The organism is Cupriavidus pauculus, assembly GCF_002858765.1.
GTDB classification, from domain to species: Bacteria; Pseudomonadota; Gammaproteobacteria; order Burkholderiales; family Burkholderiaceae; genus Cupriavidus; species Cupriavidus pauculus_B.
Genome location: NZ_PJRP01000023.1, coordinates 52,456 through 64,496, shown reverse-complemented (window position 1 = coordinate 64,496; position 12,041 = coordinate 52,456). Strand labels below are relative to the sequence as shown.

11 protein-coding genes are annotated in these 12,041 nt (G+C 59.8%); all 11 read left to right on the top strand.

The features are described from left to right. The first annotated feature begins 1 nt into the window (after position 1). The 11 genes from CYJ10_RS30760 (at position 2) to CYJ10_RS35315 (ending at position 11,777) form a co-directional block, all read left to right on the top strand. Positions 2 to 385 carry an acyl-CoA thioesterase gene (locus CYJ10_RS30760; RefSeq protein WP_180863123.1) on the top strand — a complete coding sequence of 128 codons (384 nt, stop codon included), beginning with the start codon at positions 2 to 4 and terminating at the stop codon, positions 383 to 385. Positions 386 to 418: 33 nt separating this feature from the next. Then, positions 419 to 1,984, top strand: a complete 1,566-nt coding sequence (locus CYJ10_RS34485) for an enoyl-CoA hydratase-related protein (protein WP_219621558.1) — start codon at positions 419 to 421, stop codon at positions 1,982 to 1,984. An 11-nt stretch (positions 1,985 to 1,995) separates the two neighbouring features. Beyond that, positions 1,996 to 2,874 carry an FAD binding domain-containing protein gene (locus tag CYJ10_RS30745; protein ID WP_101685223.1) on the top strand — a complete coding sequence of 293 codons (879 nt, stop codon included), beginning with the start codon at positions 1,996 to 1,998 and terminating at the stop codon, positions 2,872 to 2,874. Then, a complete protein-coding gene (locus CYJ10_RS30740) occupies positions 2,871 to 3,392 on the top strand; it encodes a (2Fe-2S)-binding protein (RefSeq protein WP_101685222.1) in 522 nt (173 codons plus the stop codon). Before CYJ10_RS30745 ends, CYJ10_RS30740 begins: the two co-directional genes overlap by 4 nt. 15 nt (positions 3,393 to 3,407) lie before the next feature. Then, the gene (locus CYJ10_RS30735; RefSeq protein ID WP_101685221.1) at positions 3,408 to 4,169 is read left to right on the top strand and encodes an N-acyl homoserine lactonase family protein; all 762 of its coding nucleotides are present in this window, start codon (positions 3,408 to 3,410) and stop codon (positions 4,167 to 4,169) included. Continuing rightward, positions 4,162 to 6,582 carry a xanthine dehydrogenase family protein molybdopterin-binding subunit gene (locus CYJ10_RS30730; RefSeq protein WP_101685220.1) on the top strand — a complete coding sequence of 807 codons (2,421 nt, stop codon included), beginning with the start codon at positions 4,162 to 4,164 and terminating at the stop codon, positions 6,580 to 6,582. The genes CYJ10_RS30735 and CYJ10_RS30730 overlap by 8 nt, the downstream gene beginning before the upstream one ends. A 4-nt stretch (positions 6,583 to 6,586) precedes the next feature. Next, the gene (locus CYJ10_RS30725) at positions 6,587 to 7,339 is read left to right on the top strand and encodes an SDR family NAD(P)-dependent oxidoreductase (protein WP_101685219.1); all 753 of its coding nucleotides are present in this window, start codon (positions 6,587 to 6,589) and stop codon (positions 7,337 to 7,339) included. Positions 7,340 to 7,402: 63 nt separating this feature from the next. Next, complete coding sequence (locus tag CYJ10_RS30720; RefSeq protein ID WP_101685218.1) at positions 7,403 to 8,959, top strand: class I adenylate-forming enzyme family protein; 1,557 nt, start codon at positions 7,403 to 7,405, stop codon at positions 8,957 to 8,959. Positions 8,960 to 9,022: 63 nt separating this feature from the next. Next, positions 9,023 to 10,501, top strand: a complete 1,479-nt coding sequence (gene gabD, locus CYJ10_RS30715) for an NADP-dependent succinate-semialdehyde dehydrogenase (protein ID WP_101685217.1) — start codon at positions 9,023 to 9,025, stop codon at positions 10,499 to 10,501. 125 nt (positions 10,502 to 10,626) lie between these two features. Further along, complete coding sequence (locus CYJ10_RS30710; RefSeq protein WP_101685216.1) at positions 10,627 to 11,151, top strand: acyltransferase; 525 nt, start codon at positions 10,627 to 10,629, stop codon at positions 11,149 to 11,151. Between the two features lie 35 nt (positions 11,152 to 11,186). Beyond that, positions 11,187 to 11,777, top strand: a complete 591-nt coding sequence (locus CYJ10_RS35315; protein ID WP_101685215.1) for a chorismate--pyruvate lyase family protein — start codon at positions 11,187 to 11,189, stop codon at positions 11,775 to 11,777. Positions 11,778 to 12,041: the final 264 nt, after the last annotated feature.

The window sequence follows — 12,041 nt, the reverse complement described above, 5'->3', positions numbered from 1 at the left end:
GATGCCGACTCGTTGGGGCGACAACGATTCCTATGGCCATGTCAATAACGTTGTGTATTACGCGTTCTTCGACAGCGCCGTGAACCGACACCTCATTGAACGTGGCGCTCTCGATATCGCTTCCAGCGAGGTCGTAGGCCTCGTCATTGAGACACGGTGCACCTTCTTCGCATCCATGGGGTTTCCGGACATTGTCAACGTCGGACTCAAGGTGGTGCATCTGGGAAAAAGCAGTGTCCGCTATGAAATTGCTCTTTTCCGAAACGATGCCGAAGAGTGTTCCGCCTTGGGGCACTTCGTTCATGTCTACGTTGATCGCGCTACAAATCGACCCGTGCCCATTCCCGAAGCGGTTCGAACAGTGCTGCAAGCATTGTCGGATTGAACGGAAAAGCTCAGATAACAGGAGGGACAACAGATGGAAATGGTTGGTGAGGCACGCCTCGAGGCGGCGCGCGAGTTGGTGTGGGAGGCTCTCAATGACCCCGCCGTACTACAAGCGAGCATCCCTGGATGCGAGTCGCTCGAGCGGACCGCTGATAACGAGTTCACGGCAACGGTCATTTCAAAAGTCGGTCCGATCAAAGCACGCTTTGCCGGTAAGGTCTCCCTGTCCAACATGGTGCCTCCCAAAAGCTATACCCTGACCGGAGAAGGGTCCGGCGGCGCAGCAGGATTTGCCAAGGCGGATATTGAAGTTTCGCTCGACGCGCTTGAGCCGACCGTCACGATGCTCCGGTACGGCGTCAAGGCTAACGTGGGCGGGAAGCTGGCACAGCTCGGCTCACGCATGATTGATGCCGCCGCCCGAAAATCGGCTGACGACTTCTTCGATCTGTTCGGCAAGCAGGTTAATTCTCGGGCGGAGAAGGCGGCTCCCGCCAACGGGGCGTCTTTTGATATCAACGAGCTGGTAGCCGGGGCGCCTGCAGCGGAATCCGCCGAGTCGGTGGCCTCCGCTGCGAACCACGCTGCCACCGCGAGTGCTGCAGTGGAATCGCATGGTGCGGCGCACCGCGCTGCGGATGAGTCGCCTGCTTCGGCCGCTCCAGCGAAAAGCGCGCCAACGCCCCACTCGCAGGAGGCTGCGCCGAGCCCTGCTGCACACCAAGCTGCAGTGATGGATGTTTTGACGTCGGAAAAGATCAAGGTTTGGATCTCCGACCAGATCGCTGTGGTAACCCTCAATCGCCCAAAGAGCCGCAACGCGATGACGTACGCGATGTGGCTGGCAATCCCGACCATTCTCGCCGCCCTGGACAGGAATCCGGAGGTTCGAGCTGTGCTGATCACCGGTGCAGAAAAGGACTTCTGCGCAGGCGCTGACATCGCGGAGTTTGAGAAGGTGCGTTCCGATGTTGCGCAGGCGACGGCCTATGAGGTGGCGGTAGACGCTTGCTGTGATGCGATTACCAAGATCTCGAAGCCCACCATTGCGGTGCTGCGGGGCTATTGTCTGGGCGGCGGTGCGCATCTGGCAATGTCCTGCGATTTCCGCTTCGCTGCTGCCGATGCGATGTTTGGCATCCCTGCTGCCCGCCTCTCGATCATCTATGGTGTGAAGGGAACGCGCAAACTTTTGTCCCTTGTTGGGGTATCCCAAGCGAAGATGATTCTGTACGGCGCGCAACGCTTCGATGCTACGAAGGCTCTCAGCATCGGATTCGTGGATCGCGTCGCCGGCCTGGAAAACGACAAGCCCGCACTCTCCTTCTGGGAGCGACTGATCGGCGCCAAAGCGCGGCCAGCACAGGGCGGGGATCCGATGGCCGATGCGAGAGCCTTTGCCTCCTCGCTCACGGTCAATGCGCCGCTGAGCATGGCAGGCGCCAAGTACCAACTCAACGGAATGGTCGGAAGCACGAGCGGCTTGGATCTGGCGCGCGCCGAGGCGATGATCGCGGCAGCAGCGGGTAGTGACGACTATCGCGAAGGTCGTGAGGCATTTGCCGCGCGGCGCGAGCCGAAGTTCCAGGGCCGCTGACGAGAACTGAAATGAAACCAGCACCCTTTGACTACCGTGCGCCCGACACCATCGACGAGGTCGTCGAGTTGCTCGCGGCCCATGGCGGGGACGCCAAGATCATGGCCGCCGGGCAAAGCCTGACGCCCATGCTCAACTTCCGGGTCGTGCGCCCGAGTCTGATCATTGATGTCAGTCGCCTCATTGAGTTCGACTATGTGCGCCCGCGTTCGGATGGCGGGCTGACGATCGGAGCCCTGACGCGTCATCGCGTGCTGGAGACCTCGCCCCTCGTTGCAAGCCGCTTCCCGGTGATCCCGGAAACGATGGTGCACGTCGCTCACTTGGCCATTCGGAATCGGGGAACCATCGGCGGCAGCCTCTCTCATGCAGATCCCGCAGCGGAGCTGCCAATGATTTCCCGCCTTCTGGACGCGCAGATTGTAGCCCGCTCGGTCCGCGGTGAGCGGTCAATCGATTCCAAGGACTTCTTCCTGGGGCCACTCACCAATGCGCTCGAAGAAGATGAGATGGTGATTCGTGTCGAGGCCCCCGGGTTACCCGCCGGTATGGGTTGGTGCTTTCAGGAGTTCGCGCGTCGCGCCGGTGACTTTGCCTTGGCCGCGGTGGGTGTCCTCCTTGAGGTGCGCGACAGCACCATTCACCAGGCACGTGTCGCCATGATGGGGGTCGGTGACACGCCCTTGCGACGTACGCAAGCCGAGGAAATCCTGCTTGGGAAATCCCTGTCGGAGCCCGTGATTGCCGAGGCGGTGCGAGCCGCTTGCGCGACACTCGAGCCGAGTCTCGACCTGCACGCATCGCCGGAATTTCGCCGTCACCTGGCTGGTGTTCTCATGGAGCGCGTGTTGCGCAAGGCATGGCAACGTGCGATTGGAGACAAGACATGAGCGATTCAAAGATTCCCCTCCAGCCAGTCTGGATGCTGATTAATGGTGAGCCGTGCGAGCGCGAGGTTGAACCGCGTCTGCTGCTTTCCGATTTTCTGCGACACACCCTCGGCCTCACGGGTACCCATGTTGGATGCGAACACGGGGTGTGTGGTGCCTGTACCGTGATGGTCGACGGGGATAGTGTCCGCTCGTGTTTGATGCTTGCCGTGCGGGCCAATGGCTGCGACGTCCGGACGGTAGAAAGCATGGGCACAATTGACGCCCTCAGCCCATTGCAGGAAGCCTTCCGGGAGCACCACGGTCTTCAGTGCGGGTTCTGCACGCCCGGCATGTTGGCGACGTGCTCCGACGCCCTCGCAAAGTACCCCCTGACTTCGGAGGAAGAGATCCGCGACGTTCTGTCGGGAAACCTCTGTCGCTGCACCGGCTACCAGGGAATCGTGGAAGCGATGCACACGTGCATCGCCGCGCGCAATGCCTTGCGCGATGCTGCGGCAGATACCAATCAGGAATAGACAAAGAGACGTCCCATGAAGATGCATATCCTGAGCGGCGGTCGGCTGCGCATGCGAAAGAGCGTTTATCTACCTGAGGCAGAGCGCACCGAGACGATCGACTTGCCCGTATCTTGCGTTCTGCTTTGTCATGCGCAGGGCAACATTCTGTTTGACACGGGATGCCACCCCAGCACGACTCACGATGCAGCTAGCCGGTGGGGCACGATGGCCAAGGCCATGGTGCCTATCGGTGGAGAACAGGACAACGTCGTGTCCGAACTTTCAGCGCTCGGCTTGATGCCCGAAGACATTGACGTTGTCATCAACTCCCATTTCCATTCGGATCATTGTGGGTGCAATGAGTTCTTCAAGCGCGCAACGATCTATTGCCATAGCAAAGAACTGGAGGCCGCACAGGGAAGCGAGGCCATTCAGCGTGGCTATATCCCGGCGGACTGGCAACACCCGATGCCCACCGTTACGGTCGACAACGAGCACGATTTCTTCGGAGATGGCCGACTGACGCTCCTGCCGCTGCCCGGCCATACGCCCGGCACGCTCGGGGCTGTGGTGAATTTGTCGCGAGATGGCAGCTTCCTCCTGGCGGCAGACGCTGTGGCCTTGCGTGAGAACCTCGATCGCGAAGTGATGCCCCGCAATACGTGGGACCCGAATGCAGCGATGGCCTCACTTCGCGAGATTCAGCGTTTGGAACGGGCCGGCGCCACGGTACTTTTTGGTCACGATGCGGTGCAGTGGGAGCAGCTCCGAAAGGGGGCGGAAGCATATGAATGACCGAGACACTCAAGTCGCTCAGCCGCAGGATACCGAGGCGGATTGCGGCAGGGAAGGGCAGAAGTTTGTCGGTAAGCCTGTCCGCCGAGTGGAGGACGCCAGGCTGCTGACGGGCCTGGGGCGCTATGTCGACGATGTGCCCGCTGGACATGCGCTCCAAATGGCGCTGGTACGGAGCGATCAACCGCACGCGCGCATCGTCGATATCCATACCGCCGTGGCCAAAACGATGCCGGGTGTTGTGGGTGTCTATGTCTGGTCCGACTTGGCACACCTGGTGAAGCCCGCAATTGCGACGTCGCGCATGAGCGGTTACCAGCCAACGCCCATTCATGCGCTCGCGAATGGTGTGGTCCATTTTGTTGGCGAGCCCGTTGTGGCCATTGTCGCCCGTAGCCGATATGAGGCAGAGGATGCAGTGGATGGCATCGAGATCATCTACGATCCGCTGCCAGTCGCAACAAATCCAGAAGCCGCAGTGGAGCCCGGCGCGCCAATCTTGCACGAGGGCTTCGAGAGCAACGTTCTGGTAGAGCGCGCATTTGTGCGCGGTGAGGTCGATGCGGCCTTCGCAAATGCGGCGCTGGTGGTATCGGGAAAGTTCCGATTCCACCGCAAGACATCGGCGGCCATGGAGCCTCGGTGCTACTTTGCGGACATCGATCCCGGGCGAGATTCTCTGACGCTGTACACATCCAGCCAGGTGCCGGGAATCGTGCGGGATGCGCTAGCAGATCTCCTCAATATGCCGGGCAACCAGTTGACGGTCATAGCACCCGATGTCGGCGGCGGATTCGGTGGAAAGACGTCGGTGTACCAGGAGGAAATGCTGGTATGTACGCTCGCCCGAAAGCTGGGTCGCGCCGTAAAGTGGACTGGTGATCGACTCGAAGACCTGCTCTCCACCAGCCAGGCGTTCGACGAGCGCGTGGCGGCGGATCTGGCGCTCGATGAGGAGGGGCGCATCGTCGGACTGCGCGCGAATGTCATCGGCGACGTAGGCGCCTACTCCATCTACCCGTGGACGGCCGGGATCGAACCGGTTCAGGTCATCAGCTTTTTGCCCGGGCCCTATCAAGTGCCGGCCTATCACGGGCATGTCCGGGGCGTGACGACGCCGAAGTCACCCACAGGACCGTATCGCGGGGTGGGGCGACCGACGTCCACCTTCGTCATGGAACGTCTGATGGATATGGCTGCCGGCCGCCTGGGTATGGACCCCGCTGATATCCGGCAGCGCAATCTTGTGCAGCCCGATCAGTTTCCCTACAAGACGGCAGTTGGCATCGTGTGGGATCAGTCAGCCTTTACAGAAGGACTGCACGCCGCCAAGGAGCGCTTTGGATACACGCAAGCCAGGGTAGAGCAGGAACAGGCCAGGGCGGAGGGGCGTTGGATCGGCATTGGCATTGCGTGTTACGCAGAGCTGTCGGGCATCGGGTCCCGCATCTCCGCTTCGCCGGGCATGCCGATCAATACTGGCACGGATACGTGCGTCATTCAGCTCGATTCCACCGGTGCGATTCGGGCTTCGTTTGGCTGTGCCTCACATGGTCAGGGCCACGAGACAACGTTGGCGCAGGTGCTTGCCGATGAGCTGGGTGCACGACTGGAGGACCTTCGGGTCGTGACAGGCAATAGTGCGGCGGTTCCGCACAGCACCGGTAGCTACGCCAGCCGCACGGCTGTGATCAGTAGTGGGGCAGGCATCCTGGCCGCCAGGGAGCTTCGTCAGCGGATGCAAAGAGTCGCCGCCTTTCTGCTGTCTGTGACGGTCGACGATCTGGAGATTGTTGACAGCAACATTCGCGTCAGGTTGGGCGACGGCAAGCTTTCGTTTGGAGAGCTTGCAAGGGCTTTGTACTCGCAGATGGGTCGGGTGCCGCCAGACGTACGGGAAGAGATGTGCGTAAGCCGTGTCTACGATCCGGTCGTTGGCACAACGAGTTCGGCAACGCACCTCGTGCAAGTCGAGGTTGATCCCCAGACGTATGCCGTGCACATCCAGAAGTACGTGATTGCCGAGGATTGCGGTCGTATTATCAACCCGTTAATTGTGACCGGACAAACGCGCGGGGCTCTGGCGCAGGGTGTTGGCGCAGCGCTGCTCGAAGAGGTCGTCTATGACGCTGATGGTCAGCTCTTGACCGCCAGCCTGGTCGACTATCTGCTGCCGTCGGCTCCGGAAGTGCCTGCGCTCGACATGGTCCACCTCAAGGCCGAGGCCCCCAACACGCTTGGCGGATTCCGCGGCATGGGTGAAGGCGGAACGATTGGATCTCCCGCGGCGATTGCGAATGCGGTTGCCGATGCGCTGAGCTCTTTCGGCGTTGAAATTTCTGAGTTACCTGTCACGCCGGAACGGCTGTTCCGGCTGATTCACCAGTCAAAGCTTGATTCCACGGAGGAGTAGAAGAATGCAGTTCGAACTTGAAGGCAAGGTAGCCATTGTCACGGGTGGCGCCCGAGACGTCGGTCGCGAGATCGCCCTGGGCCTGGCCAAGGAAGGCGCAAGCGTCGTCGTGAATTATCACGGATCGAAGGCTGCGGCCGAGTCGGTGGTCAAGGAAATTGAAGACATCGGGGGACGTGCGCTCGCGATTGGCTGTGACATCGCCAATCGCGCCCAAGTGGATGCGATGGTGACCCAAACCGTCGAAACGTTCGGTGGGCTCAACATCCTCGTCAACAATGCAGGCCTGGTGTTTCGCAAGCGATTCATCGATACCACTCCTGATGAGTGGCGAAAGCAGATTGACGTCTGCCTGTACGGCACGTTGAACTGCACGCAAGCGGCGCTTCCCCATCTCGAAGAGCAAAAAGGTGCTGGCCGGATCATCAGCATCATGGGCGACTCTTCGCGGGTTGGCGAATCCGGCCTGGCCATCGGTGCGGCGGCACGAGCCGCGAACATCGCACTGATGAAGTCGATTGCTCGCGAGACCCGTGGTGGCACCACGGCAAACGCGGTCGCGCTGGGGCTGATCGAGACCGCTCACGATCCCGAGTTCATGGAGGCGAACAGGGAGAAGCTCACGAAACTCTATCCGCTGCGTCGCCTTGGTCAGCCCGCAGACGTCGCGCCGCTGGTCGTGCTGCTCGCGTCGGGTCGCGGTAGCTGGATTACCGGCCAGGTCATCAGCATCAGTGGCGGCTTCAGCATGGTCTGAGGAAAGGGCGCTCGGCGAAAAGAGCGCAAGCACGCTGAGCGTTTCCAGTATGGGGAGACAACCATGATTCACACAGAACTAATTGTTCCGGTATCGGAACTTCTTCGCCGGCACGCCAGCCAACGGGGCGAGAAGGTCTCGTTCCAAGACGCAGCAGGGTCGGTGACCTACGCAGAGTTGAACACTGCCACAGCCAATCTGGCAAGCCACCTAGAAAGACTTGGAGTCGCTCAAGGAGACCGCGTCGCTGTCATGCTACCGAGTTCGGTCAACTGGGTTGTGAGTGTACTGGCGATTGTGCGGGCCGGGGCCGTGGCAGTGCCAATCAGCATCGACGCCACGGATGCCGAGATTGGTTATCGTCTGGCAGACGCTCAATGCGCGGTGACCATCACGAGCACTGCCAAAGGGGTACAACTCGATGCGCTGACTCGAGATCTGGGAATTCGCTCATTGGTGATTGAAGTTCAGAATGCCAACGAGCCTCCATCTGAGAACTCGTTTGCAGAACTGATCAACGAAGGTACTGGCGACCTACCACGCGAAGCTTCCGACATTGATGCGCCGGCATTCGTTGTCTACACATCCGGAACGACGGGTAAGGCAAAGGGCGTGGTACTAACCACCCGCAGCATGCTGTGGGTGGTTGCTGCGTGCTGGGCGCCCATTGCGGGCCTTAATGAGAGGGATAAGGTCCTGTCCTTCTTGCCCCTGTTTCACTCGTACGCTCTCAACCTCTCCGTTCTCGGAATTCTCGCAGTGGGTGCCACTGAGTACGTCGGGGAAAAGTACTCGACAGCGGAGGCTTTGCGGTTGCTGCAGACGGGCGAGTACACCGTATTCCCGGGTGTACCAACGATGTTTCACTACCTTCTCGAGGCAACGCGTGAGACTCCCTCGTTGCGCTTCGACAGTCTGCGTGTCTGCCTCAGCGCGGGCGCGATTCTCCCAGCCGCGGTGAATGAGCAATTTGAGCGTCGCTTCGGCGTGTCGCTTCTCGATGGATATGGCATCACCGAGACTTCCACAATGGTCACGATGAACTGGAACTCCGGGACGCGTGTCATGGGGTCTTGTGGCCTGCCAATTCCTGGAGTAGAGACGCGTATCGTCGATCCGGTGGACGGGAGGGATGTGGACGTTGGTAAGGAGGGCGAGTTGATCGTCCGAGGACCCAACGTCATGAAAGGCTATTTGAACAAACCTGACGAGACGGCTGCCGCTCTGAAGGACGGCTGGTATCACACGGGCGACCTGGCGAAGCACGATGCGGCTGGCTATTTGATCATTACCGGTCGTCTCAAGGAAGTCATTATCCGCGGGGGCCAGAACATTGCGCCGGCCGAAGTCGAGGAGGCCATCATGACGTACGCCGGTGTGGCGGACTGCGCGGTTGTCGGTGTACCGCACGCCATGCTTGGAGAGGTTCCGGTCGCGTTTGTGGTTGCCCGTATTGGTGAAAGCGTTGATGCGGATGGGCTCAAAGAGCACTGCTCCACCCGGCTGTCAGCCTACAAGCTTCCGGCGAGCGTCCGGGTCGTTGACGGTATTCCACGAACCGGTTCCGGAAAGATCATGCGTTTCAAGCTGAGAGATCTCGTCACTGGCACCGAACGGTAACCGGCATACAGAAGAGTGAACCAGCACGCGCAGCAAACAAATAGTTTCAGACAGGAGTCACGCATGCAACAGAGCATTACCGGCGTAACGCTGGGCCTAAAGGACCCAGAGCTGTTCCGGCAGCAATGTTATCTCAACGGAGAGTGGATCGATGCCGACGATGGCACGGTGCTGAGGGTCAACAACCCGGCAACCGGTGAGCTCGTCGGTACCGTTCCTCGGATGTTGGCCGCCGAAACTACCCGGGCGATCCAGTCGGCGAATCGAGCGCTCCGTTCTTGGTCGAAGAAGACTGCCAAGGACAGGGCGCAGATCTTGCGCCGGTGGTTTGAGCTGATGCTGATTCATCAGGACGATCTCGCTCTTCTGATGACGTTGGAGCAAGGCAAGCCCCTGAGTGAAAGCCGCGGCGAGATTTCCTATGCAGCGAGCTTTCTCGAGTGGTTCGCGGAGGAGGCAAAGCGTGTGTACGGCGATACGATCCCGGGACATCAGCCCGACAAGCGGATTGTCGTTCTGAAGCAGCCCATCGGTGTTTGCGCAGCGATTACACCGTGGAACTTTCCAGCGGCAATGATCACCCGCAAGGTAGGCCCAGCGCTTGCGGCCGGATGCACGATGGTCCTTAAGCCTGCGAGTCAGACTCCGTTCTCCGCGCTCGCACTGTGCGTGCTGGCTGAACGAGCGGGCGTCCCGCCTGGAGTCCTGTCATGCATCACCGGTTCGGCGAGTGCCATCGGAGGAGAACTCACGGCGAATCCGATAGTGAGGAAGCTGTCTTTCACCGGGTCCACTGAAATCGGGAAAGTTCTGCTCGCTCAATGTGCAGCGACGGTCAAGAAAGCGTCGATGGAACTGGGTGGAAATGCTCCGTTCATTGTTTTCGATGACGCGGATATCGAAGCGGCCGTGAAAGGTGCGCTGGCCTCCAAGTTTCGGAACGCCGGTCAGACTTGCGTATGTGCGAATCGGCTTCTGGTTCAGGACGGGATCTATGACCGTTTTGTGGCTAGGCTGGCTGAGGAAGTGAGCAAGATGGTAGTCGGCGACGGACGGCAGTCCGAAACGACGATTGGCCCACTCATCGATGTTGCCGCAGCGAAGAAAGTCATGGAACACGTCACCGATGCAGTTTCGCGTGGCGCGAGTGTTGTGGTGGGCGGTGACTATCACGCGCGCGGCGGAAACTTCTTCATGCCAACTGTGCTCGCCAATGCAACCCGCGACATGCGCATCTTCTCAGAGGAGACGTTTGGTCCAGTTGCTCCGATCTTTCGGTTCCAGACCGAGGAGGAGGCGATTGAGATGGCGAACGACACGCCATTTGGACTGGCCTCGTACTTCTATGGCCGCGATATCGGTCGTATCTGGCGGGTATCCGAATCACTCGAATACGGCATCGTCGGCGTCAACGAAGGATTGATCTCCACAGAAGTTGCCCCGTTTGGAGGCGTCAAGGAAAGCGGCCTAGGTAGAGAGGGATCGAAATATGGGATCGAAGACTATCTCGAAGTGAAGTACGTCTGCATGGGCGGTGTGTAGGCCCACGCGGGCGGGTTAAGGCCCGCCTACAGACGTGCCTCAATCGTCCCGGCGTCGACGACCGGCCAGCGATGCATGTCTGTTGAAAGCTTCAAGATGCACGGCATGTTTCTCAGGAGCAGAACGTGGCGATATATGAGTTTGACGGTGTCAGGCCAGAGATTCATCCGACAGCGTTCGTTCATCCGCTGGCTTGCTTAATCGGGAGAGTCGTCATTGAAGCCAACTGCTACATCGCACCGTTTGCTTCGCTACGAGGCGATTTCGGCTGGATCGAAGTAGGCGAGGGTAGCAACATCCAGGAATCGTGCACCTTGCACGCAAAGCCTGAGGAAGCTTGCCGGCTCGCATCGAACTCGCATGTCGGGCACGGAGCGATTGTTCATGGGGCGAGTCTCGGGAAAAACTGTCTGATTGGGATGAATGCTGTTGTGATGGACGACGTTTGCATTGGCGAAAACTCGATCGTCGCAGCATCGGCGTTCGTCAAGGCTGGCATGGTGGTTCCGGCGAACTCGTTGGTCGCAGGGATACCTGCGGCATTGGTCCGTGTACTCAGCGATGCCGAGATTGACAGGAAGACTACCGCAACCCGTCGCTACCAGGCGTTGGCCGCGGACTGCCATCGATCCCTGCTCCTTGTGGGGTAGGCAGGCATTCTGGGAGCGTACGGCGGTGACACGTAGTGATCGCAGAGGAGGAGACGGTGTTGGATGTCTGCAGAGAGAGGACCCTCGGGTGGCGCGCCGAGCGGGCATGGCACGGACGTGGTGCAGCGTGGCATTGGTTGCGACGCGAAGGCTCCCTTACGGCTCATCTTCGCAAGCTGGGGGATGTCCGTGTGATTGTCCTCTTTGAGGGCTTCATTGAACTTCGTGCACGTGCAAGCGTCATGGGCGGCGTTACGCCCAGATCGGCCTGGGCGCGGGACGTTACCCTTTGTGTTGATGGACGGCCAGCCATTATGGCGCGAAGCTTGGTGGAGGCTAAGGACAGCATCACCGGTTGGCGCTCAATTAAGGGGTTGGGTGACAGTCCTCTCGCCACACTCCTTTACCACGATACCGGAGTATGCCGCTCGAGGTTTGAGTATGGCTTGCTTGGCCGCGAACATCGGCTCTTCCGGTTGGCTCGCCGTATCGTGCCGGAATCGCATACGCCTCGCCTTTGGGCGCGGCGGTCGGTGTTTGAGCGACAAGGAGCGAGGCTCGCCGTCGCCGAATGCTTTTTACCTTGGTTGTATCAGGAACACCCGGTGGCTATGACACCTTCATAGTCGCAGACCGGAATCCCATAGAGGAAATCACTTGCAGGCCATCGACGCGTTGTGCGCGCCGATGCGGCGACTTGCGCCCGTTGATCTCGAATAACGCCGCTCTCGTCGTCGCGCAGGTGCCAATTGATCGGTACTAACCGTGATCCCGTATGGGTTCGAAAGAACCGGAGGCCTGGCGACTGAGGGCGGTCGTCAATACTCCCACGGAATTTTGAGAACGTACGCGGCTTCTTGATATCCGCGCTACTTGGCCACCGCTATCGT

Excerpts from the sequence above, each read along its gene's own strand:
- CYJ10_RS30745 (WP_101685223.1), top strand. The coding sequence starts at position 1,996 with ATGAAACCAGCACCCTTTGACTACCGTGCGCCCGACACCATCGACGAG.
- CYJ10_RS30730 (WP_101685220.1), top strand. The coding sequence starts at position 4,162 with ATGAATGACCGAGACACTCAAGTCGCTCAGCCGCAGGATACCGAGGCG.
- gabD (WP_101685217.1), top strand. The coding sequence starts at position 9,023 with ATGCAACAGAGCATTACCGGCGTAACGCTGGGCCTAAAGGACCCAGAG.
- CYJ10_RS30735 (WP_101685221.1), top strand. The coding sequence starts at position 3,408 with ATGAAGATGCATATCCTGAGCGGCGGTCGGCTGCGCATGCGAAAGAGC.
- CYJ10_RS30740 (WP_101685222.1), top strand. The coding sequence starts at position 2,871 with ATGAGCGATTCAAAGATTCCCCTCCAGCCAGTCTGGATGCTGATTAAT.
- CYJ10_RS34485 (WP_219621558.1), top strand. The coding sequence starts at position 419 with ATGGAAATGGTTGGTGAGGCACGCCTCGAGGCGGCGCGCGAGTTGGTG.
- CYJ10_RS30760 (WP_180863123.1), top strand. The coding sequence starts at position 2 with ATGCCGACTCGTTGGGGCGACAACGATTCCTATGGCCATGTCAATAAC.
- CYJ10_RS30725 (WP_101685219.1), top strand. The coding sequence starts at position 6,587 with ATGCAGTTCGAACTTGAAGGCAAGGTAGCCATTGTCACGGGTGGCGCC.
- CYJ10_RS30720 (WP_101685218.1), top strand. The coding sequence starts at position 7,403 with ATGATTCACACAGAACTAATTGTTCCGGTATCGGAACTTCTTCGCCGG.